Below are 22991 nucleotides of genomic sequence, written 5' to 3'. Positions count from 1 at the left end.
GGTGATGGGACGTGCTCACCCCGCATCCGCTTTCCAACCCCGGGCTTCTGCTCGCTTTCGCGCGAGCTCGGCGAGTCGGTCGGAGGCGGCCTGTTGATAACGCATGGCCGCGTGGCTGGTGGAGTGTCCGCCCAGTGCCATGAGCTCGGCAAGAGTGGCGCCGTGCCGTGCGGCTTCGGTGAGGGCGCCATGGCGCAGGTCGTGGAAGCGCAGGTCCTCGCGGCCAGCCAGTCGGCGCGCCTCGAACCAGCCGAAGCCCTGGGTGTCGGGCTTGCCGCGGCGCTTCTTGGAGACCTTGCCGTAGAACGCGCTCGGCGCCAGATGGTTACCGTTGGCGCCCGGGAACATGAGGCCCTGGTGGCCCGGGGCGGCGTGCTGGGTCTTGTGCTCCATGATGGCGTCGATGATGTCGGGGGGAATGGGGACGTCGCGGATCCCGGCTTCGCTCTTGGGCGCCTTGGCCACCACGCCGGCGGAGACCGAGCGAACGACGCTGCGGCGGACGTGGATGACGGCGTTCTTCACGTCGACGTCCATGCGGCGAAGCTCGGCGAGCTCACCGAACCGCAGGGCGCAACTGTCGGCGAGAAGAACCATGAGCCGGTGTTGCTCGGGCATGTGCGACACGATCGTGATGATCTCGTCGAGCGAGGCGGGTCGAATGTTGCGCTTCTTCCCGGAGGTGCCCCCGCCTGAGATGCCGCAGGGGTTGTAGGGGATCAGGGGAGTGCCGTTGTGCTTCGTGGGGTCGGCAGCGGTCCGCATGATGGCCCGGAGCAGTGAGTACGCGTGGGCTCGCATGGTGGGCCGGTCCGTAGCGGTGGTGTCGTACCAGTCGGCGACAGTTTCGGGGGTGATGTCGCGTAGTTGCATGGACCCGAAGGACGGTAGGAGGAACCGCTTGAGTGCGTACTGGTAGTGGTCGATGGTGCGGGCGGCCAGCGGTTGGCCCTTCACCTTGCGGTTCTTCAGCCAGCGCTCGGCGTAGACCGCGAACGTCTCGGTGGCCCGTGCGCGCTCCGCGCGCCGCACCGACGGTGCCGTCCAGGTATCTGCGACGATCAGCCGACGTTCGTCGGCCAGCCACGCCTCCGCGTCACCCTTCGTGTCGAACGTGTGAGGGGCGCTATGGCGAAGCACTTCACCATCGGCTGTCAGGCGTCCGTCGGGATCGGCGTACCGTGCTCGGTAGCGGCCGCTGGGCAGCTTGCTGATCTGTCCGAACTGCCGTCGTTCCGCTCGTCGAGGCATGGTCCCGAGACCTCATTTCGTGTCCACTACGTGTCCATAGATCCGGGTTTCGTGTCCATAAGTGCTCAGATCTGGACAAGGCTGGAAATCAGCATAACCGCAGGTCAGAGGCCATTTTGGCACGCGAAACGAGGGTGGTCCAGAACCCCTTACCTCGACTTCGAACCCAGTATCGCCCACAAGATGAACCGCCTCAGGGCTGCGAGAGCAGCGCTGAGGCGGTTCGCATTTCGGCCTTCTCTTCCCTGGCTGGCGTTTCCGGCGACGCCGTTCCCGACCCAGCAGAGTCCACGTGTGCTTCCCGTTCGTTGCCCGGCAGGTCCGCGTCTGTGAGAATCACGTGCTCCGAGTCGACCGCACAGGAGCGTTAATCGTGAAACTCGTGGGCCGGCACGCAGAGCTCACGTCGATCGACCAGTTGCTCGGCCAGGCGCGGGCTGGTCGCAGCGCGGTGCTGACGGTTCGCGGCGAAGCGGGGATCGGCAAGACCGAGCTCCTGCGCCACGCGCGCGACGTCGCGGAGGCCGGGGGGATGCAGGTGACGTCCTCAGTCGGGTCGGAGTCGGAGACGCAGTTCGCGTTCGCCGGGCTGCACCAGCTGTGTGCCCCCTTGCTGGCCCGCGCCGGCTCGCTGCCTGCGCCTCAGCAGTCGGCCCTCGGCGTGGCCTTCGGGCTCGAGGGAGGTGCCGCCCCGGACCGGTTCCTGGTGGGTCTGGCGACCCTCAACCTGTTGGCCGAGGTCGCCGAGGAGAAGCCGCTGGCGTGTCTCGTCGACGATGCGCAGTGGTTGGACCAGGCCTCGGCCCAGGTCCTCGCCTTCGTGGCCCGGAGGATGCAGGCGGAGCGCGTGGTGCTGCTCTTCGCCGTCCGGGAGCCCGGGGGAGACGCGCACCCGTTCATCGGACTGCCGGAGATGCGCGTCGCCGGGCTCACCGACCGCGATGCGCGTCAGGTGCTGTCCGCGGCGATCGGAGCGCCGGTGGACGACGGCGTGCGCGACCGGATCGTCGCCGAGGCACGAGGCAACCCGCTCGCGTTGATGGAGCTGCCCGGGAGCGTGCAGCCGGCGGCCCTGGCGGGGGGCTTCGCGACACCACACACCCAGGACATTCCGCGCCGCCTCGAGCAGAGCTTCTCGCGCAGGTCGAAGAGCCTCCCCGCCGAGACGCAGCTGCTGCTCCTCACAGCGGCGGCGGAGCCCACCGGCGAGCCGGCGCTGCTGTGGCGCGCGGCGGACCAGCTGGGCATCGCCCGCGAGGCGGTCGCCCCCGCCGAGGATGCCGGCCTGCTGGAGCTCGACACCCGCGTGCGGTTCCGGCACCCGCTCGTCCGTTCGGCGATCTACGCGGCCGCTGCACCCTCGGACCGCCGCCGCGCCCACCACGCAGTGGCCGCGGCCACGGACCCGCAGGTCGATCCCGACCGGCACGCCTGGCACCGTGCCCAGTCCGTGATGTCCACCGACGAGGAGGCCGCCCTGCAGCTCGAGCGCGCGGCCGGACGGGCGCAGGCCCGCGGCGGCGTGGCCGCGGCCGCGGCGTTCCTGCAGCGTGCGGCCGAGCTGACCCCCGATCCGGAGGACCGCGCGCACCGCGCGCTGCGTGCCGCGGCTCTGAAGCAGGAGGCTGGTGCGTGGGATGCCGCGCTGCAGCTGCTGGCCGTCGCGGAGTCCAGACCGCTCGCGCCGTTGCAGGACGCCCAGGTCAAGCTCGTGCGAGCCCAGATCGCGTTCCACCGGTCACTCGGGCGCGAGGTTCCCGCGGTCATGCTGGAAGCCGCCACCGCGCTGGCCCCACTCGACGCCGGTATGGCGCGCGGCGCCTACCTGCACGCCCTCAACGCGGCGATCATCATCGGCCCGCAGGACGGGCGAGGCTTCCGCGAGGTCGCCGAGGCGGCCCTCGCCGCACCCGCGGCCCCCGTGCCGCCGCGGCCCTTGGACCTGTTGCTGGACGGGCTGGCACGTACCTACACCGAAGGCATCGAGTCGGGCGTCCCGGAGCTGCGCCGGGCGCTTGAGTCCTTCCGCGCGGACGTCTCCCGCGCCACGTCGGTGAACGTCAGCGAGAGCCAGCTGTGGTGGTTCGCCAGTCGGACCGCCATGGTGCTGTTCGACGACGACCTCGTCGAGGTGCTCACCAGCCGCAACGTCCGGCTCGCCCGCGACTCCGGCGCCATCTTCGCGCTCCCGGCCGCACTCCTGATCCGGTCCATGGCGCTGGTGCTCGCCGGGGAGCTGTCCCAGGCCGAGGAGCTGGCTGCCGAGCAAGCGGCGATCACCCAGGCCATCGGTGGGACGCCCCTTCGCCTCGACCGGCTCATGCTGGCTGCCTGGCGCGGGCGCGAAGCCGAGACCGTCGCGCTCCACGCCGACATCGCGGCGCAGACGACGGGCCGTCCGGGGGGCACTGAGGCCATGCTGGCCAACTACATCCTCGCGGTGCTGCACAACGGCCTGGGCGACTATCCGGCCGCGGCGAAGGCGGCGGCGCAGGCGTGCGGGTCCCGCGAGCTGGGGCACAGCAGCATGGCCTTGCCCGAGCTCGTCGAGGCGGCCGCGCGAGCCGGCGACCTGGAGCTCGCGGCCGACGCGCTCGGCCAGCTGGACGAGCGTGCCCGCGCCAGTGGCACGGAGTGGGCGCTCGGCTCCGTACCGCCCACCGGATGCTCTCGGACATGGTTGCGGAGGCGTTCGCGACACGTGCGGCCCACGAGCTGTGAGCGACGGGGGAACGGCCGCGCAAGCGCACCGCTCACCCCGTCGATGCCCTCACGGCGCAGGAGCTGCAGATCGCGCGACAGGTGGCGACCGGGGCCACCTCCCGGGAAGTGGCCACGCACCTGTTCCTGAGTCCTCGCACCGTGGAGGCACACCTGCGCAGCATCTTCCGCAACCTGGAGATCAGCTCGCGCCGTCAGCTGGGGGAGATGCCCCTGGCGTGAGCCGCGTCCGTAGGCAACCCGAACCTGGTGCGCACACCGGGGCTGAACGCGACGTGGTCCGGCGGGAAGGTGGCCAGGCCGGGCAGCCCCACCGAGGCCAGCAGGTTGTCGTCGAGACTGAGCACCTCGGCGTCGTGCACCGGCCAGGGCTCGTGCTGGTTGGGGATGTAGAGGGTTCGGCCCCGGTGGCGCACGTGCAGTCCCCAGCGGGCGCTGAGGAAGTGGTCCAGCTCCGTGCCCTCGCGCCGGGCGCCCTTCCGGACCACGAGGTGGCTCTGGACGCGGGCGCCGGGGCGACGCAGCCGAGCGTCGTAGGTGTGCACGTCGCCGCTCGCCCGATGGCGCATCCGCGCCAATCGATAGGGCATCCCGAACACTGCGCGGGCAACGGCTACCACCGCGGCCCGGTCAGCGTCGAGGCTGAGGAACACCACGCCCCGCCGTCCGGTGTCGTCCACGGAGTAGAGCCGGACGTTGGTCTCCAGGAAGGAGCCGAGCCACGGGACCGCCGGCCCGCCGACGAGGCCTGAGCCGACGGTCCGGAACGGGATCATCCCGACGTAGGTGACTCCGTCCAGGGTGTCGGGCCGCACGCCCGGCGGCATCCGGTGAGCGACCTGCTCCGGGTCGATCGCCCAGTGCAGGAAGGTCACGTCCAGCCAGCTCTGGTGGAGCATCACCGGGCCCGCCAGAGCCGGGGCCTGGGAGGTGATGGGCTCCGCTGGCACGTGGCTCACCGGTCCAGCCTAGAGCGGGGGACGCGAGCCCCGCAGAAGGTCACGAGCTCACGAGAAGTCGTACCCCCGATGGTCCGTGCCGCTCAGCGTGAGGTCCATGAGCTTGTTGATCTCACCGGTGTCAGGCGTTCCAGACGTAGCGGATCCCGGGGTACCTCTCGACGCCGTCCACGACCTGCCCCCGGCGTGCTGAGCCACCGGGTCTCGCTGGGCATCACCCCAGCCGAGCCGCCAGCCGCGTCGCGTTCATGTACGCGATCGCCTGCACCGAGATCATCGGGTTGACCCCCGAGGCGGTGGGGAAGGTCGACGCGTCGGCCACGACCAGGTTGGGGACCTCCCAGGTGGCGCCGTCCGGGTCGAGGGCGGAGGTCGTCGGGTCACCGCCCATCCGCACCGAGCCCATCAGGTGGAGCGCGGCCATGGCACACCGTCCGGGGTCGTAGCCGCTGGCGAGTGCCTCTGCGGCGAAGGTCTCCAGGCTGCCGCGCCGGCCCGGCTCGAAGCCCGCGCCGGACTGGTGGCCGGAGAAGATCGTGTGCGCACCGGCGGCCTCGGCGAGACGGGCGGCACCCACCACCCCGTGGTGCAGGTGGTCGCGGTCGCGCGCGGAGAGCCGGTAGCGCACCACCGGTTCGCCGTCCTTGCCGACCTCGACGTGCCCGGAGTCGCGGTCCCGGGTGATCACGCCGATCACCCCGGCGTGCGGCAGCTGGCGCATCATGTCGAGGTGCTGGCGCCCGCCTCGCCAGTTGAGGAAGGCCAGGGCGGCGGCCGGGTTCGAGGGCCCGGTCTCGTAGATCACGCCGTACCCGTCGCCGTCGAGGTCGACGTGCTCGTCGCAGTACCGCGTCTGGAGCGCACCTTCCCAGGGGTTGATCACCTCGTGGTGCAGGGCCCAGACCGCGGTCGCCGGGTGGAGGCGCAGGTGGCGGCCGATGTTCGGGTTCTCCAGCCCCGAGCGACGCAGCAGGGCGGGGGTCTGCAGCGACCCGCCCGCAGCCACGACCGCGCGGGCCCGCACCGTCAGCGTGTGGCCGTCCGGCCCGACCGCCTCGACCCCGGTGGCGCGCCCGTGCTCGACGACGACCCGGCGGGCGCTGGCGCCCACGACCAGACGGGCGCCGTGCTCGGCGGCGTCGGCGAGCCAGGTCTTGGTGGCCGACTGCTTGGCCCCCAGCCGGCAGCCGTAGCCGCAGCGGCCGCAGTCGATCCCCTGGTCGCAGCCCTGGACGTTGCGGGGCATGGCGTCGACGTGCCAGCCGAGCACCTTGGCGCCGCGCTCGAGTGCCTCGTCGCGCGTCGAGGGCACGTTGTGGTCCCGGTTGACGCCCAGCCGGCCGGTCACCGCGGCGAGGGCGGCGGAGTACTCCTGGTCGGTGAACTGGGCAGCCCCCAGGGCGGCCCACTCCTCGCGCACCCGGTCCGGCGTGGCGAAGCTGGTCGTCCAGTTCACCACCGTGCCGCCGCCCAGGCAGGCGCCCTCCAGCAGCGAGAGCTGGCCCTCGGCGGTCGCGGTGGGGCCGCTCGCGTAGAGCCGGGTCAGGCCGGAGAGCTCGCCACCGTCGAAGTCGGCGTCGTCGTAGTAGTCCCCGCGCTCCAGCACCACCACGTCGAGGCCCGCCTGCGCCAGGACCGCCGCCGCCGTGCCGCCGCCGGACCCGGAGCCGACGACCACCACGTCGCAGTCGAGCGTGCGTTCGGCCGTGACCCGCTCCACCGTCAGGGGAGGGGGTGGTGCGTCCGGGCGGGTGCCGAGCGGCCCGGGGTAGCCGATCGCGTCCCAGACGGGGGAGTGCCCGCTCGGTCCCGGCACCAGGTAGTACGCCAGGGTGGTCGCGCCCTTGAGCGCACCGAAGGCGGTACGCCGCAGCGGCACCCGCGACTGCGACATCGCCACGAGTACGGCCTCCCGGTCGGCGGCCGTGAGCGCCGAGAAGGCGCGGGGTCTCCCGGTGAGCAGGAAGCCGCCCACCCGGGTGTCCAGCAGGTCGAGCAGTCGGGTGAACGTCGCCCGCTCGGCCGCGCGCGGGTTCCCGGCGACCAGACCGAGCACCGCCTCCGGTACGCCGAGGGCGCTGGCCGGCGGGACGGTGCCGTCCCCGGGTGCGAAGGTGTCGCAGATCAGCCGCAGGACCTGCTCCTGCCGCTCGTTGAGCTCCATCGGACCGTGGGTCATGAGGCACCTCCGCCGGACGCGTCCGCGGCCGGACGGCGCGCGGGGTGAACCGGACCCTAGGGGGTGCGCACCCGCGGGAGCCAGGGAAAGTTGAGATCTACCTCACTTTTCTTGGCCGGGACGCTGGTAGGTGCCCAGACCGAGGGCCCGCTCCCAGATCCCGTTGATCGCCGCGACCATCGCCTCCTCGTCGTAGTCGGCCCGGCCGGTCAGCCAGGCCATCGCCACGCGCTCGACCATGTAGGTGAGCGCGTGCGCCGTCAGCACGGGGTCGAGATCGGGATAGACCAGACCCTCGGCCTGCCAGCGGCGTACCGCGTCGACGGCCCGGCCCTGCAGGTGGTCCACGATCTCGTCGCCCTGGTGCCGGACCCCCTCGTCGGCCTCGCGCACCTGGTACATCAGGGTCATCAGCCTGGCGTTGCGGCGGATGGCGCGGACGTAGACCCGGTTGGCCTCGCGCAGGCGGGCGACGGGATCCTGGTTGCCGCTGACGTGGTCCGGCGTCACCCCCGTCACCTCGCGGACCACGTCGGCCATCACTGCGCCGAAGATCTCGTGCTTGGAGCTGTAGTAGCGGTAGAGGGTCCCCGAGGCGACCTTCGCCTCGTCGGTGATGTCAGCGAGCCGAGCCTCGAAGAACCCGTCCCGCTCGAAGACCACCCGAGCCGCGGCGATCAGCTTCAACGGGGTCTGCTCCCGGCGCGGGTCACGGCGGCGGCGTGGGACGGGCGTCGCGGTCGAGCCGTCGTCGGCCTCCGGCGTGGGGCTCGAGCGTGTGGGCATGGGTTCCTCCGAGGGTTGGCGGCGCCAGCCTAGGACCGGGGCGGGTGGGTCCGAGGTCGGGTCGGCGCGATCCATCAAAACTAAGGTTGACCTCAGTCTCACTTTTACCCTACGTTCCGCGAGTGAGCCACGTCACATCGTCGTGGTCCCCGAGCCCGGGTCACTCGAAAGGCACCTCATGCGATCGACACGACGTCCCACCCGAAGGGCGGTGCCGGCCCTGCTCGCGGTCGGCCTGCTGCTGACCGCCGCGGCCTGCGGCAGCTCGTCCGAGACCGACGAGGTCGCCGACGACCAGCCGACCGGCGACCCGGTCCGGATCGGCTTCTTCGATCCCTCCGCCGGCGGCTACAAGTCCCTCGGTGTGGGGGTCGGTGCCCGGGCCGCCGAGGACTACGTCAACACCGAGCTCGGCGGGATCCACGAACGACCCGTCGAGCTGGTGACCTGCGCGACCGACGGCACCCCGGAGACCACGATCTCGTGCGCGAACAAGTTCGCCGAGGAGAAGGTGGTGGCCGCGCTCGACGGGTTCAACACCACCTCCAGCGCGGCCGTCGACATCCTCACCACGGCGGGGATCCCGCTGGTCGGCGGGATCCCGTTCGACTCCGCGACCGGCGCCGAGGTGGACAACCGGGTCTTCTTCAGCGCCCCGCAGGCGGCCTTCCTGATCGGCGCGCTCCAGGCCTTCGGCGAGCAGGGCAAGAAGTCGGTCACCCTGGTCGCGGCGGACATCCCCGCGACCCACCAGAGCGTCGACCTGGTGCTCAAGCCGGTGGGGGAGGCGCTCGGCATCGAGGTGGAGGGCCTCTACTTCTCGCCCACCAACCCCAACTTCAACGCCATCGCCGCCACCATCGCCGAGAGCGACCCGGACGTCGGCGGGCTGATGGCCGCCCCCGACCCCTCAGCCTGCACCCAGCTCGTGCAGGGACTGCGCCAGCTCGGCTACGACGGGACCATCTTCACCGCCGCGTGCACCGAGTTCATCGAGCAGGCCCCCGCCGAGGCGGAGGGCGCCGCCCTCTACTCCTCGCACTGGCTCCCGCGTGCCTCGGAGTTCGCCCCCGAGGACGTCCAGGAGGAGCTGGAGGTGGCCGAGCAGGCGATCGGCGAGGAGGGCGGCACGGCCGACTACTACGCGTTCGCCCAGTTCGCGGTGACGGTCACCCTGGCCCAGGCGCTCAACGCCTCGCCGGACGCCGGGCTCGACGGGCCCACCATCCTCAAGACGCTCAAGGCGCTCGAGGGCTTCGACTCCTTCCTGGGCCCGGAGCTGTCCTGCGGCGGGAAGACCACGCCCAACTGCACCTCCCAGATGCTGCTCTTCGACGTCGACGCGCAAGGCGCCACCGAGCCGGCCACGGGCGACTGGATCACGCCGATCCCCGACGTCATGGCCAAGATCCCCGGCGCCTCCTGAGCCGCGGCCATGGACCAGGTCCTCCAGTTCGCCGCGCTCGGTCTCTCCACCGGAGCGGTCTACGCGGTGCTCGCCAGCAGCCTGGTGGGCGTCTACGCCGCCACCGGGATCATCAACTTCGCCCAGGGCTCGATCGCGCTGTGGGCGGTGTGGCAGGTGGCCGCGCTGCGGCACGACGGAACCCTGGTCCTGCCGGTCGGCAGCGTCTCCCTCGGCGAGGGGGCGCTGGCGGCCTGGCCGGCCGTGGCCATCGGGGTGGTCGCCGGGGTGACCTGGAGCCTGCTGGCCCACCTGCTGGTCTTCCGGCCGCTGCGGCGGGCGCCGGTGCTCGCCCAGGTGGTCGCCTCGATCGGACTGATGCTCCTGCTCCAGGGCCTGGTCGCGATCCGCTTCGACACCGCGGCGATCGCCTTCACCCCCGCGCTGCTGCCGGCCGGCACGGTCGAGGTGGGCGGGGCCGTCCTGGCCCGCAGCGACCTCCTGCTCGCCGGGCTCGCGCTCGTGGTCGCTGCCGCCCTGGCCGCCTACTTCCGCTTCACCCCGCTCGGAGTGGCGACCCGGGCCGCGGCCGAGTCCGAACGGGCCGCCCGGTTGACGGGTCTCTCCCCGGACCGCCTGGCCGCCGTGGTCTGGACCCTCACCGGCGCCGCCTCCAGCCTGGTGGTCGTCCTGGCTGCTCCGTCGATCGGGCTGGACCCGACCAGCTTCGCCTTCTACGTCGTCCCAGCGCTCTCGGTGGCCCTCGTCGGTCGCCTCACCTCGGTGATGACCGCCGCGGTGGCCGGGCTGGTGCTGGGCTGCCTGCAGACCGAGCTGTTCTACCTGAGCACCAAGGCGTGGTGGCCCGACTGGGCGCAGGCGGGGGTCGGGGACGCCGTCCCGTTCCTGGTCGTCGTCGTGGCCCTGTTCGTCCTCGGCGGCCGGATCCCCGCGCGCGGCGCCACCGGGGAGGTGGCCATGCCCGAGGTGGTGCCCCCGCGGATCCGCCCGGTGACGGGCAGCCTGTTCGTGGGCGCCGTGGTCGTCGCGCTGCTCCTGAGCTCGGCCACCTGGCGCTACGGCCTGATCAGCTCGATCATCATGACGCTGCTGGCCCTCTCGCTGGTGCTGCTCACCGGCTACCTCGGCCAGATCTCGCTGGCCACCATGGCCTTCGCCGGCACCGCCGGCTTCGTGCTCTCCAAGGCGGGCGCCTCGTGGGGCCTGCCGTTCCCGCTGGACGTGGTGCTGGCGGTCGCGGCGGCCACGCTGGCCGGCGTCCTGGTGGGGATCCCCGCGCTCCGCATCCGCGGCGCCCAGCTGGCGGTCGTCACCCTGGCCGCGGCGATCGCGCTGCAGAGCTTCGTCTTCGGCAACCCCGCGCTGATGCCGTACGAGGGACACCGGATCGCCGAGGTCGAGATCTTCGGCCTCTCCCTCGGCATCCGGCACGGCACCACCCTGGTCACCATGAGGTTCGCCCTCTTCGCGCTGGCCGTGGTCACCGTGCTCACCGTGGCGCTCGTGCTGGTGATGCGGGGCGCCACCGGACGCGCCTTCCTGGCGGTGCGGTCCAACGAGCGGGCGGCCGCCTCGGCCGGGATCGACGTCGCCGGCACCAAGCTCCTCGGCTTCGCCCTGGCGGCGCTGCTCGCCGGTGTCGGCGGCTGCCTGATCGGCTACAGCCGGGGGCAGCTCTCGGTGGCGTCCTTCTCGGTCCTCACCGGACTCGTGCTCCTGGCCCTGACCTACGTCGGCGGCGTCACCAGCGTCGGCGGCGCGGTGGTCGCCGGACTCGTCGCGCCGCTGGGCGTGGTGCACACCTTCCTCAACGACACCCTCGAGGTCGGCGAGTACTACCAGGTCGTCGCCGCCCTGCTGCTCGTGCTCACCGCCGTGGCCAACCCGACCGGCATCGCCGGGTCGGTGCGGGCCGCGGCCACCCACCTGCGGGGCGCCCGTGCGGGCTCACCCCGCGAGACGTCCGCGAAGGAGCCTGCCCATGTCGGCTGACGACGTGCCCGCCACCGAGCCGCTGCTCGCAGCCGAGCGGCTCACCGTGCGGTACGGCGGGGTGATTGCGAACGACGCCGTGAGCCTGCGGGTGCACGCGGGAGAGGTGGTCGGGCTGATCGGACCCAACGGTGCGGGCAAGACGACCTTCGTCGACGCGGTCACCGGCTTCACGCCGTCGACGGGCGAGGTGACCCTCGCCGGGCGCCGGCTCACGGGGGCGCCGCACCGTCGTCGCCGTGCCGGACTGGGCCGCACCTGGCAGGCCGGGGAGCTCTTCGACGACGTCAGCGTCGCCGACAACGTCGCCGTCGCGGCCCGCACCGTCGGGCTCCGCACCCTGTTGCAGGACCTGACCGGGCGCAGCGGACGCCGTCGGCCCGAGGAGGCCGAGGCGCTCGCCCTGGTGGGGCTGGGGGCCGAGGCGGACCGCCGTCCCTCGGAGCTCTCCCTGGGACAGCAGAAGCTGGTCGGCGTGGCCCGCGCCGTGGTGGGCGGCACCCGGGTGGTGCTGCTGGACGAGCCCGCGGCCGGGCTCGACACCCACGAGAGCCGCCAGCTCGGGCACGACGTACGGCGGGTGGCGGGGTCGGGCCGCGGCGTGCTGCTGATCGACCACGACATGGCTCTGGTGCTGGAGCACTGCGACCGGATCTACGTGATGGACTTCGGTGTCGTCATCGCCGCGGGGACCCCGGCGCAGGTCCGGGAGGACCCGGCGGTGCTCGCGGCCTACCTCGGCGGCGTGGCATGAGCGCCGCGCTGCGGGTGCAGGGTCTCAGCGCCGGACACCACGGACTGCTGGCCGTGCGGGACCTCTCGTTCGAGGTCGAGGCGGGCACGGTGCTCGCGCTGCTCGGGCCCAACGGCGCGGGCAAGTCCACGACCCTGCTCGCGATCGTCGGCGCGCTGCGGCGCGCGGCGGGGGAGGTGACGGCCTCCGGTCGGGTGCTGGGCCGGCGCGTGGAGGAGAACGCGCGGGCCGGCGTGACCCTGGTGCCCGACGACCGCGGCGTCTTCCACCGGCTGACCGTGGCCGAGAACCTGCGGCTGGCCCGGAATCCGGGCGGCCTGGAGTCGGTGCTGACCGACTTCCCGAGGCTGCGGGCTCTCTGGTCGCGCCGGTGCGGGCTGCTCAGCGGTGGCGAGCAGCAGATGCTGGCGCTGGCCAAGGCGCTGCTCCAGCAGCCCAAGGTGCTGCTGGTGGACGAGCTGAGCCTGGGGCTCGCCCCCCGGGCCGCCGGTGAGCTGATGCCGATCCTGCGGCGCCAGGTCGACGAGCGCGGCCTGGCCCTGGTCCTGGTCGAGCAGCACGTGGACCTCGCCCTCTCGATCGCCGACCGGGCGGCCGTGCTGCACCACGGCCGCATCGCCCTGATGGACGACGCGGCCGCGCTGCGCGAGGACCGGCCTCGGATCGAGGACGCCTACTTCGGGCGCAGCCCGCAGGACCGAGGCGACCCGTCGCCGCACCGCCGCGGGTAGGCGCGGGTGCGGCCATCGGACTGAGAACCCGCCGGGCCTCGCGCCTGGGGGTGCGCAATGCGGGCCTGCCTCCTGCTCGGCGGGGGCTAGCATGAGGAACGGCTTCAGACCGCAGGCCGTGCTCGCAGTCTCTCGTGTCCTCCGGCGCCGTGGCTGTCCCTCGTTGCCAGGAGAAGTCATGTCCACCGAGTCGCCCAGCATCGCCCGCGCCCTCACCGTCGCCGCCGAGAGCATCCACCGGCCGACCTCGCTGGAGGAGACCCTCGACACGATCGTGCAGTCCGCGGTGCTCGCCCTGCCGGCGTTCAACCACGCCGGGATCTCCATCACCCACCGGGACGGCCGGATCGAGACCATGTCGGGCACCGACCAGATGGTCTGGGAGTTCGACCAGAAGCAGTACGAGCTCCGCGAGGGGCCCTGCGTCGAGTCCATCAGGTCGGATCCGGTGGTGGTGGTCGAGCACGCTCGGCACGACCAGCGCTGGCCCCGGTACATGCCCTGGGCGGTCCAGCGGGGACTCCGCGCCCAGCTCGGGCTCCGTCTCTACCTCGAGAGCGAGACGCTCGGCGGGCTCAACCTCTACTCCACCGCGTCCGAGACGATCGACGACGAGTCCCGGGAGATGGCCGAGCTGTTCGCCACGCACGCGGCCATCGCTCTCGGTCGTGCGCGCAAGGAGGACCAGCTCAACGAGGCGATCGCGACCCGCAAGGTGATCGGGCAGGCGATCGGGATCGTCTCCGAGCGCTACCAGCTGACCGAGGACCGTGCCTTCCAGTTCCTGACGCGCGCCTCCCAGACCAGCAACATCAAGCTGCGCACCATCGCGCAGGAGATCGTGGAGTCGACCAACGAGAAGTACGACCGGACCCAGCACTAGGGACCCGGAGGGCTGGACCGGGGCAACCCGGCACCCTAGCCTGATGGGGGACGTCCAGCCTCGGCGTCCACCGGCACCACGCCCCGAGGAGCCCCTCGTGACGATGGCACTCAGGACCGACCGGACCACTCGAGGTCCCGTCGCCCGCCCCGGCAGTCTGGGACAACTCCTGCGGACGCTGCTGACCACCACCGATCACAAGGTGATCGGGAAGACGTACCTGGTCACCTCCTTCACCTGGTTCCTCCTGGGCGGCGTGATGGCGATGGTGATCCGCTCCGAGCTGGCCTTCCCGGGCCAGCAGGTGGTCAACGAGGAGCTGTACAACCAGCTGTTCACGATGCACGGCACGATCATGCTGCTGCTCTTCGCGACCCCGTTGTTCTTCGGGTTCGCCAACGTGATCATGCCGATCCAGATCGGCGCCCCGGACGTCGCGTTCCCGCGGCTGAACATGTTCAGCTACTGGCTGTTCCTCTTCGGCGGGCTGATCGCCGCCTCGGGTTTCCTCACCTCCGGGGGCGCGCCCAGCTTCGGCTGGACGGCGTACACCCCGCTGAGCGACGACGTCCGGAGCCCCGGCGTGGGTGGGGACCTGTGGGTGATGGGCCTCTACCTGGCCGGTCTGGGCACGATCCTCGGCGCGGTCAACTTCATCACCACGATCATCACGATGCGGGCGCCCGGCATGACCATGTTCCGGATGCCGATCTTCGTCTGGAACACCCTGATCACCTCGATCCTGGTGCTCTTCGCCTTTCCCATGCTCGGCGCGGGACTGCTGATGCTGGCGGCCGACCGGCTGGTCGACGCGCAGGTCTTCGACCCGTCGCACGGGGGCCCGATCCTGTGGCAGCACCTGTTCTGGTTCTTCGGCCATCCGGAGGTCTACATCATCGCGCTGCCGTTCTTCGGCATCGTCTCCGAGATCCTGCCCGTCTTCAGCCGCAAGCCGATCTTCGGCTACATCGGCCTGGTCGGTGCCACACTCGCCATCGCGCTCTACTCGGTGGCGGTCTGGGCGCACCACATGTTCGTCACCGGGGCGGTCGACCTGCCGTTCTTCTCCGGGATGACGTTCATCATCGCGATCCCCACGGGGGTGAAGTTCTTCAACTGGATCGGCACGATGTGGGGTGGGTCCCTCTCGTTCGACACCCCGATGCTCTGGTCGCTCGGCTTCCTGGCCACGTTCCTGCTCGGGGGGCTGACCGGCGTGATCCTGGCCAGCCCGCCGCTCGACTTCCACGTCCACGACTCCTACTTCGTGGTGGCGCACTTCCACTACGTGGTCTTCGGCACCGTGGTGTTCGCGATGTTCGCCGGCTTCTACTACTGGTGGCCGAAGTTCACCGGTCGGATGCTCGACGAGCGCCTGGGCAAGCTGCACTTCTGGCTGCTCTTCGTCGGGTTCCACACCACGTTCCTGGTCCAGCACTGGCTGGGTGTCGAGGGCATGCCGCGCCGGTACGCCGACTACCTGCCCGAGGACGGCTTCACCGTGCTCAACCAGGTCTCGACGGTCGGTGCGTTCCTGCTGGCCGCCTCGACGCTGCCGTTCCTGTGGAACGTCTACAAGTCCCGCAACGCGCCGCTGGTCGGTGTGGACGACCCGTGGGGCTGGGGCCGCTCGCTGGAGTGGGCCACCTCGTCCCCGCCGCCGCGGCACAACTTCACCCACCTGCCGAAGATCCGCTCGGAGTCCCCGGCGTTCGACCTCCACCACCCCGAGGTGGCCGTCCAGGAGCTTGAGGAGAACCCCCGCCAGCGCAGCGACGCGGACTCGATGATGGTCGACGCGCCGGACCAGTCGGGGCGGGCCGAGATGCTCGGCATGGAGGGCGGTGGCGAGAAGACGACCGAGGGCGGCGACGGCAAGCCCGCCACGAAGCGGCTCCTCACGGCCCTCTTCGTCCTGGTGGCGATCGGCTTCGCGCTCGGCTCGATGCTGCTCATCGCCGTGCTGGGACGCTAGGGGGCCGGGACTCCAGGAGAGGGATCCGCGCGCAGCGCCCCCTTGAGGATCTTGCCGCCGGCGTTGCGCGGCAGCTCGGGGAGCACCACCAGGTCCTTCGGCATCTTGTACGAGGCGAGTCGTCCGCCCAGGAAGCCCACCAGCTCCTCCAGGGACAAGTCGGCCTCTGGTGCGGTGGAGACGACCGCGACGGGCACCTGGCCCCACCGTTCGTCGGAGCGGCCGATCACCGCCACCTCGCGCACCGCGGGGTGGGCGGCCACGGCGTTCTCGACCTCCACGCAGTAGATGTTCTCGCCGCCCGAGATGATCATGTCCTTGAGCCGGTCGACCACCCAGACGAAGCCCTCGGCGTCCTGCCGGACCAGGTCGCCGGAGTGGAACCAGCCGCCCGCGAAGGCCTGCGCGGTCTCCGCCGGCATGTTCCAGTAGCCCCGCATCACGGTCGGGCCGCGATAGACGATCTCGCCCACCTCGCCCGGTGCGACGTCGTTCATCTCGTGGTCGACCACCCGGTACTGCAGGGTCGGGATCGGCTGCCCGACCGAGCCCAGCTTGCGCAGCGAGTCGTCGCCGCGGAGCACGCAGGTGATCGGGGAGGTCTCGGTCTGCCCGAAGACGGCCACGTTGAGGGCGTCCGGGAACGCCTTCGCCATCGCGCGCAGGGTCGCGTCCGAGGCCGGCGCCGCGCCCCAGCTGATGATCCTCAGCCTGAGGTCGCGCCGGTCGATGTCGGGCTGGGCGCAGATCAGGTCCCACTGCATCGGCACGTTGAAGACGACGGTGGCCCGCTCGGCCTCGTAGGCGTCGAGCACCGCGGCCGGGTCGAAGGCCCCCAACGGGTGGATGACCACCGTGCTGCCCACCACGATGTTGGCCACGATCGACCCGAGGCCGGCGATGTGGAAGAACGGCGCGGTCAGGAACCCGATGTCGGAGTCGTCGACCATCTCCATCGCCCGGATGCAGGTGAGCGCCTGCACCTGCATGTTGCGGTGGGAGAGCATCGCGCCCTTGGGTCGTCCGGTCGTGCCGGAGGTGTACATGACCAGCGCGGTGGACTCCTCGCTGACGTCGGGCAGCTCCATCGGCTCCTGCGCCGCCAGGAACTCCTCGTAGCCCACCACGTGCTCGGGCTCGTCCTGCAGGTCGGCCTCGCCGATCACCACCACGGTGCTGATCGCCGCCGAGGCGCCGGCGGCCCGGAGCAGCGGCAGCAGCGGCGCGTCGACGAAGACCGCCGCCGGCGCGCTGTCGCGGAGGATGTAGTCGAGCTCGGGGGCCGCCAGGCGGAAGTTGAGCGGCACCGCCATCGCGCCCAGGCTGTTGGCGGCGAAGACCGCCTCGACGAACCACGGGTGGTTCAGGGTGAGCAGCGCCACCCGGTCGCCCTCGGCCACGCCACGGGCGGCCAGGGCCGCCGCACCGCGCAGCGACCGCTCCGAGAGCTGGGCCCAGGTGGTCGTCTCGCCCCGGTACCGCAGCGCCGGCTTGTCGGGCCTCATGGCCGCGTGCGTGGCTGCCTGAGCCATCCAGTGGTGCCGGAAGGTCCAGGCAGGGGGGTGGGCTGCTGCGGTCTGCATGGTGGGCTCCAGGAGCTCTCGAGGACGTGGATGAGCGTCAGTATGCCCAGGACCGGGCCTCAGGGGAATGCTGGAAGTTAACCGGAATTCACATTCTTGTGAACGCGGATTCACTGAGACGGTGGGGACGTGGGCTGGTCGGCGGCATGGTTGACTTGCCCCTGACGCGGACAGCAGGACGCGAGGAGCCGCGAGGGCACAGACACGGGGGGCACCGATGACGGTCGACGAGGTGACCGCGCGCCGTCGTCCGCGCAACCGCCGACAGCTGATCGTCGACGCCGCCGGCCCGGTCTTCAGTGCCCGCGGCTACCACGGCGCCTCGATGGAGGAGGTCGCCGCCGAGGTGGGCATCACCGCCGCGGCGCTCTACCGGCACTTCCCGAACAAGTACGCCCTCTTCGTCGAGTGCGCCAACCTGATGGTCGACCGGCTGCTCCGCGTCCTGGAGGAGCAGTCCGACGCGGTCGGGCTGCCCGGTCTGCTCCGTGCCCTGGCGGAGGAGACGCTGGACCACCGGGCCTCGGGTGGGGTCTACCGGTGGGAGGCCCGCTACCTCGAGGCGGAGGACCGCGGCGAGCTGAGGGGCAAGTTCGCCGCCGTGGTGGACGGCGTCACCGACGCCGTCGAGCGTGAGCTGGGCGGGACGCAGCCCAGGCTGCGGGCCGCGGCGGCGCTCGGCGCCATCGGCTCGATCACGTTGCACCGCACGCCGATCGCCCGTCAGCGCGCCGAGGACCTGCTCGTCGCCGCCGCGCTGGGAGTGGCGGAGGCGGAACCGGGAGCGGCACCCGCCTCCGGCTCGCTGGTGCACCTGCCGAGCAGGCCCGAGCCCGCCAGCCGGCGCGCCGAGATCCTGCAGGCGGCGATCCCGCTGTTCGCCGAGCGCGGCTTCCCGCAGGTGAGCATGGGCCAGATCGCGAGGGCCGTGGGGCTGAGCCCGTCGGCGATCTACCGGCACTACCCGGTCAAGGCCGACATCCTCGCCGCGGCCTGTCTGCAGACCGCGGGGCTGCTCGAGCAGGCCGTCGGGCAGGCGCTGCAAGGCGTACGCGGTCCGCGGGACTCGGTGGCCGCACTGGCGGCCGCCTTCGTGGCCTACAGCTTCGAGAACACCGAGCTGATCAGCGTCGCCGAGGCGGAGATCGTCGGGCTGCCGCCCGAGCTGCAGCGGCCGGTGACGCTGGCGCAGCGCGAGCACGTCGCGGTCTGGGAACGCTGGCTGGGGCAGGTGCGCCCCGAGCTGGACGCGCGCCAGACCCGGACCCTGGTGCACGCGGGGTTCGGGGTGGTGGTCGAGGCCGGCCGCGGCCTGCACTGGCAGGACACCGGGGAGCACCGGGACGGGGTGACGGCCCTGCTGCTGGGTGCCCTCGGCGTACCGGCCTGACGCCGGCCAGGTCTCGGGTGGCCCGGCGTCAGGCCGGAGTCAGGTGGGCGCGCGCCCGGCTCGATCCTGTCAGGGCCGGTTCATGTCCGGGATCTCGATCGGCGTCGTCTTGGTGTCCTGGCCGCGGTTGAGGAAGAACATGGCGAACGCCCGGACGAACTGGTCGAACGCGTAGTAGGTGACCGGGAGGATCGGGATGGTGCCGCGCCGGAACGCCATGTAGATCGGCCACGCCGTCCTGATGAACGCGGCCGCCGCGTAGTCGCGCCGCAGGCCGAGCCAGTCGCCGACCTGGTCGCCGAGCAGGAACCGGACGAACTCGTTGAGGACGCCGCGGGTCACGCCGAAGTCGATCTGGGCGGTCAGGCCCAGCAGCTGCTCGGCGAGGTTCCGGCCCTCCTGGGTGGGGGCGAGGATGGGGGTGAGGATCTGCGCGGACTGCGCCTCGGCCGCGGCCCACGACGACGGGATGTACTCGTCGCGGACGCCGAGCTGGCTCAGCGCGACCTGCCAGGAGTGGAGGAAGGCGTAGTCGTCGTCCTTGTTCCGCAGGAACCCCCACTCCTTGAGCTTCATGTGGGCGAACGTGCCGGTGGAGTGGAAGGTGACCAGGATGTCGTGGTTGCTGATCGGGATCGTCTCGTCGGCGACCGCGCGCCAGTGCGGGGACTGGGGGAGGAGGTGCCGGACGGCGGCGTGCACGATCCGGGTCTTGTTGGCGGTCACCAGGAACTGGCCCTCGGGCTCGTAGCCTCGCAGCTCGGCCATGTCGTAGCCGAAGGTGAACGTCTTCGCGGCCCGGTCCTGCATGTCGGCCCCGCCCTTGGACCAGTAGACCGACTTCGCCTCCCGCGGGATGACGGTGCTCATGATGCCGCCGCCGACGCCGTAGAGGATGAGGAAGTGGGTGTCCAGCTTGCGGTTGACGTCACCGGAGCGCAGCAGGAGGTTGCGGTCGGCCCAGTCGGGCAGGCGGGTCTTGCGCTCCAGCCAGTCGCGCAGGTCGGACGGCAGCTCGCGGGGGACCGTCTGGCCGTTGTCGACCCAGCGGCGCAGCGCGGTGTTGGTCGAGGCGGTCTTCCCGCTGGTGATCAGGTCGGCCATGATCTGGTCGATCTCGGGGTCCCAGACCCACTGCGGATCGACCCCCGTCCCGCTGCCGGCGATCGACTGCGAAGGAGCCCAGGACCAGGCCTGCGTGGCGGGGTTCAGGGCTGTGGTCAGTCCGAGCGCGGCGCCGAGACTCAGCACGTTGCGTCTGCTCACGGTGGTCATAGGTGGTCCGCCTTCCGAGGGGCCGGACGCCTCGGAAGGCAGTGCGGCCGGCGGTGCGCCGCCGTACGGACTCCCACTCGGGCATCCACGAGTGATGTGAATTCTCATTAACATAGGAGCGTGGAGACGCCCTTGGCAAGGGGGTGGAGAAGTCATTGACTTGCGGGAGGCCAGGACCTAGCGTCCCAACAGATCGTGACGTGCGTCACGGCCTCTCGACGACCTCAGGAGCCGTCCATGACCACCGAGCTCACCCCGCCTCCGCGTCAGAGCGTGAGCCCGCCCGCGCGGGCCGCCCGGCCGCCCTGGGTGGACGCCGACGTCCTCCGCGAGTGGAGCGGCTGGGTGCGCCGCGAGACCGAGGCGGACGAGGTGCCCCTGCAGACGGCGTCCGCCCCGTTCACCCTGGAGCCGACCGCCTCGGTCCCGCAGTGCTCCGCACCCGACGTGGCCGCCGCGGTGGCCCGGGCACGGGTCGCCCAGCGGGACTGGGCGGGCGTCGCCGTCGGCGAGCGCGCCCGGCTGGTGCTCGCCTTCCACGACCTGCTGCTCGAGGCGCAGGAGCAGGTGCTCGACCTGATCCAGTGGGAGACCGGCAAGGCCCGGTTCCACGCGTGGCAGGAGGTCGGCCAGGTCGTCGCGCTGGCCCGCCACTACGGCCGGCGCGCCGAGCACTACCTCAAGCCCGCCCGGCTCCGGGGCATGGTGCCCGGGGCGACGGTGGTCAAGGAGGTCCGGGTCCCCAAGGGGGTGGTGGGCATCATCTCGCCGTGGAACTACCCGCTCTACCTGGGCGTGGGCGACGTGCTGCCGGCGCTGCTCGCCGGGAACGCGGTGGTCTCCAAGGCCGACGCCCAGACTCCGTTGACGCTGCTGTGGACCCGCGCGCTGATGGACCGCGCCGGCCTGCCGGCCGACGTGTGGCAGGTGGTCACCGGCGTCGGTGAGGTCACCGGCCCGGCGCTGGTCGACGCGGTCGACTACGTGGCGTTCACCGGCTCCACCGCGACCGGCCGCGAGGTGGCCCGACGCGCCGCTGGCCGGCTGGTCGGGGCCTCGCTCGAGCTGGGTGGGAAGAACCCGCTGGTCGTGCGGCGCGACGCCGACCTGGCGGCCGCCGCGCACGGCGCCGCGACCGCCGCCTTCGCCAACACCGGGCAGATGTGCATCCACGTCGAGCGCGTCTACGCCCACGAGGACGTGTACGACGAGTTCCGCGACGCCCTGGTCCGGGCGACCGAGGAGCTGCGGCTGGGCAGCGCGTACGACTACTCCGTCGACGTCGGGTCCCTCACCTCCCTCGACCAGCTGGAGCGGGTCACTGCCCACGTCGAGGACGCCGTCGCGCAGGGAGCCAGGGTGCTCACGGGAGGTCAGGCACGCCCCGATCTGGGACCGCTCTTCTTCGAGCCCACGGTCCTGGAGGGCGTCACCTCCGCGATGAGGATCTTCTCCGAGGAGACCTTCGGTCCGGTCGTCTCCCTCTACCCGTTCGCGAGCGACGCGGACGCCGTGGCGCTGTCCAACCAGGGGACCTACGGGCTCTCCGCCTCGGTCTGGTCCCGCGACGTCGGGAGCGCCGAGCGGCTCGCGGTCTCCCTGCGCGCCGGCGCGGTCAACATCAACGACGGCGCCGCCGCGGCCGCGGGCAGCGTCGAGGCCGGCATGGGCGGCATGGGGGAGAGCGGGCTGGGCCGGCGCCACGGCGCCGAGGGGATCCGCCGGTTCACCGACGCCCAGACCGTGGCGCGTCAGCGCCTCATGCCGTTGGGGCCGCCACCCGGCAAGCCGGTGGAGGCCTTCGTGCACCAGACCAACCGGCAGCTGGCGCTGATGCGCCGGCTGAGGCTGCGATGAGCGGCGTGGTGGGACCGCGGTCCCTCTACGACGCGGACCACGAGTACCTGCGCGAGACCGTGCGTGCGTTCGTGGCGAAGCACGCGGAGCCGAACGCCGAGCGCTGGCGCGCCGAGGGGAAGGTCGACCGCTGGCTCTTCACCGAGGCCGCCTCCGCCGGCCTGCTCGGGTTCAACATCCCCGAGGAGTACGGCGGCGGCGGGACGACCGACTTCCGGTTCAACGCGGTCATCGGCGAGGAGCTCGCCCGCCACCCCGTCTCCGACGGGATGGCCTGCGTCGGCCTCTCCAGCGACATCGTCATCCCGTACTTCACCGACCTGACCGACGACGAGCAGAAGGCGCGCTGGCTGCCGGGCATCGCGGCCGGCGAGCTGGTCGTGGCGGTGGCGATGACCGAGCCCGGCACCGGCAGCGACCTGTCCGGGATCACCACCTCGGCGGTGCGGGAGGGCGACGAGTACGTCGTCAACGGCAGCAAGGTCTTCATCTCCAACGGGCAGAACGCCGACCTCGTGGCCACCGCCGTCCGCACCGGCCCCCACCCGCACCACGGGATCAGCCTGCTCGTGATCGAGGCCGACCGGCCGGGCTTCTCGCGCGGGCGCAACCTGGAGAAGGTCGGTCTGCACGCCCAGGACACCAGCGAGCTGTTCTTCTCCGACGTACGGGTCCCGGTGGCCAACCTGCTGGGGGAGGAGGGCACGGGGTTCGCCGGGCTGATGCGCAACCTGCCCCAGGAGCGGATCGCGATCGCCGCCAACGCGGTCGCCTCGGCCGAGGGGGTGCTGGAGCGCACGCTGGCCTACGTCAAGGAGCGCACGGCGTTCGGCAAGCCGATCGGCAAGTTCCAGAACACCCGGTTCGAGCTCGCGGAGATGGTCACCGGCGTCCGGGTCTCCCGGGGCTACGTCGACGGACTGCTGGAGCGGCACACCCGCGGAGAGCTCAGCGCGGCCGACGCCGCGGCGGCCAAGTTCTGGTGCACCGAGCAGTACGTCGACGTGGTGCAGCGCTGCGTCCAGCTGCACGGCGGCTACGGCTACATGCTGGAGTACCGGATCGCGCACGACTACCTGGACTCCCGGATCTCCACGATCTACGGGGGCACCACGGAGATCATGAAGGAGATCGTGGGGCGCGACCTCGGCCTCTGAACGCACCAGGACTCTGAAAGCCCGAGGACTCTGGAAGCAGGAGGCCTCTGAGACGCACTGACCCCGGCACGT

At 71.7% G+C, this 22991-nt stretch carries 17 protein-coding genes; 11 read left to right on the top strand and 6 right to left on the bottom strand.

The features are described 5' to 3' along the window. Window positions 1-15 precede the first annotated feature (15 nt). Complete coding sequence (locus H8838_RS11005; protein ID WP_185996481.1) at window positions 16-1251, bottom strand: tyrosine-type recombinase/integrase; 1236 nt, start codon at window positions 1249-1251, stop codon at window positions 16-18. A gap of 373 nt (window positions 1252-1624) precedes the next feature. Here H8838_RS11005 and H8838_RS11000 point away from each other — a divergent pair, with 373 nt between their 5' ends. Together H8838_RS11000 and H8838_RS20330 are read left to right on the top strand one after the other, a co-directional pair. Further along, window positions 1625-4102, top strand: a complete 2478-nt coding sequence (locus H8838_RS11000) for an AAA family ATPase (protein ID WP_224766073.1) — start codon at window positions 1625-1627, stop codon at window positions 4100-4102. Continuing rightward, a complete protein-coding gene (locus H8838_RS20330) occupies window positions 4054-4194 on the top strand; it encodes a LuxR C-terminal-related transcriptional regulator (RefSeq protein ID WP_397180576.1) in 141 nt (46 codons plus the stop codon). The genes H8838_RS11000 and H8838_RS20330 overlap by 49 nt, the downstream gene beginning before the upstream one ends. Here the strand turns inward: H8838_RS20330 and H8838_RS10995 are convergent. The 3 genes from H8838_RS10995 to H8838_RS10985 all read right to left on the bottom strand — a co-directional run bounded on the left by H8838_RS10995 (window position 4167) and on the right by H8838_RS10985 (window position 7896). Then, on the bottom strand, window positions 4167-4931 hold the full coding sequence (locus H8838_RS10995) for a YqjF family protein (RefSeq protein WP_224766072.1): 765 nt from the start codon (window positions 4929-4931) through the stop codon (window positions 4167-4169). The genes H8838_RS20330 and H8838_RS10995 overlap by 28 nt on opposite strands. A gap of 214 nt (window positions 4932-5145) precedes the next feature. Further along, window positions 5146-7110, bottom strand: a complete 1965-nt coding sequence (locus H8838_RS10990; RefSeq protein WP_224766071.1) for a GMC family oxidoreductase — start codon at window positions 7108-7110, stop codon at window positions 5146-5148. 102 nt (window positions 7111-7212) lie between these two features. Next, window positions 7213-7896 carry a TetR/AcrR family transcriptional regulator gene (locus H8838_RS10985; RefSeq protein ID WP_185996482.1) on the bottom strand — a complete coding sequence of 228 codons (684 nt, stop codon included), beginning with the start codon at window positions 7894-7896 and terminating at the stop codon, window positions 7213-7215. Between the two features lie 178 nt (window positions 7897-8074). Here H8838_RS10985 and H8838_RS10980 point away from each other — a divergent pair, with 178 nt between their 5' ends. From H8838_RS10980 to ctaD, 6 genes are all read left to right on the top strand, one after another. Further along, window positions 8075-9322 carry an ABC transporter substrate-binding protein gene (locus tag H8838_RS10980; RefSeq protein ID WP_181311171.1) on the top strand — a complete coding sequence of 416 codons (1248 nt, stop codon included), beginning with the start codon at window positions 8075-8077 and terminating at the stop codon, window positions 9320-9322. Between the two features lie 9 nt (window positions 9323-9331). Further along, on the top strand, window positions 9332-11314 hold the full coding sequence (locus H8838_RS10975) for an ABC transporter permease (RefSeq protein ID WP_185996483.1): 1983 nt from the start codon (window positions 9332-9334) through the stop codon (window positions 11312-11314). Next, on the top strand, window positions 11304-12068 hold the full coding sequence (locus H8838_RS10970; protein WP_181311169.1) for an ABC transporter ATP-binding protein: 765 nt from the start codon (window positions 11304-11306) through the stop codon (window positions 12066-12068). The genes H8838_RS10975 and H8838_RS10970 overlap by 11 nt, the downstream gene beginning before the upstream one ends. Then, entirely contained in the window at window positions 12065-12799 is a 735-nt protein-coding gene (locus tag H8838_RS10965; protein WP_185996484.1) for an ABC transporter ATP-binding protein, read from the top strand. The genes H8838_RS10970 and H8838_RS10965 overlap by 4 nt, the downstream gene beginning before the upstream one ends. 178 nt (window positions 12800-12977) lie before the next feature. After that, window positions 12978-13682: a GAF and ANTAR domain-containing protein gene (locus tag H8838_RS10960; RefSeq protein WP_181311167.1), complete on the top strand. Its 705-nt coding sequence runs from the start codon at window positions 12978-12980 to the stop codon at window positions 13680-13682. 103 nt (window positions 13683-13785) lie between these two features. Further along, window positions 13786-15657, top strand: a complete 1872-nt coding sequence (gene ctaD / locus H8838_RS10955; RefSeq protein WP_185996523.1) for an aa3-type cytochrome oxidase subunit I — start codon at window positions 13786-13788, stop codon at window positions 15655-15657. On the opposite strand, the gene H8838_RS10950 is transcribed toward ctaD, so the two are convergent. Next, window positions 15654-17189, bottom strand: a complete 1536-nt coding sequence (locus tag H8838_RS10950) for a long-chain-fatty-acid--CoA ligase (RefSeq protein WP_263458207.1) — start codon at window positions 17187-17189, stop codon at window positions 15654-15656. The genes ctaD and H8838_RS10950 overlap by 4 nt on opposite strands. Before the next feature lie 268 nt (window positions 17190-17457). Between H8838_RS10950 and H8838_RS10945 the strand changes: the two genes are divergently transcribed. Then, window positions 17458-18630, top strand: coding sequence for a TetR/AcrR family transcriptional regulator (locus H8838_RS10945; protein WP_181311165.1), 1173 nt, complete (start codon window positions 17458-17460; stop codon window positions 18628-18630). 69 nt (window positions 18631-18699) lie between these two features. Here H8838_RS10945 and H8838_RS10940 read toward each other — a convergent pair whose 3' ends face one another. Beyond that, entirely contained in the window at window positions 18700-19905 is a 1206-nt protein-coding gene (locus H8838_RS10940; protein WP_181311164.1) for an oxygenase MpaB family protein, read from the bottom strand. Window positions 19906-20142: 237 nt separating this feature from the next. Between H8838_RS10940 and H8838_RS10935 the strand changes: the two genes are divergently transcribed. Together H8838_RS10935 and H8838_RS10930 are read left to right on the top strand one after the other, a co-directional pair. After that, window positions 20143-21762, top strand: a complete 1620-nt coding sequence (locus tag H8838_RS10935; protein WP_185996486.1) for a succinic semialdehyde dehydrogenase — start codon at window positions 20143-20145, stop codon at window positions 21760-21762. Next, the gene (locus H8838_RS10930) at window positions 21759-22919 is read left to right on the top strand and encodes an acyl-CoA dehydrogenase family protein (protein WP_181311162.1); all 1161 of its coding nucleotides are present in this window, start codon (window positions 21759-21761) and stop codon (window positions 22917-22919) included. The genes H8838_RS10935 and H8838_RS10930 overlap by 4 nt, the downstream gene beginning before the upstream one ends. The last annotated feature ends 72 nt before the right edge of the window (window positions 22920-22991 follow it).

Source organism: Nocardioides campestrisoli, assembly GCF_013624435.2.
Taxonomy (GTDB): Bacteria; Actinomycetota; Actinomycetes; order Propionibacteriales; family Nocardioidaceae; genus Nocardioides; species Nocardioides campestrisoli.
The sequence above is the reverse complement of the archived record's forward strand: the minus strand, read 5'-3'. Positions and strand labels throughout refer to the sequence as shown.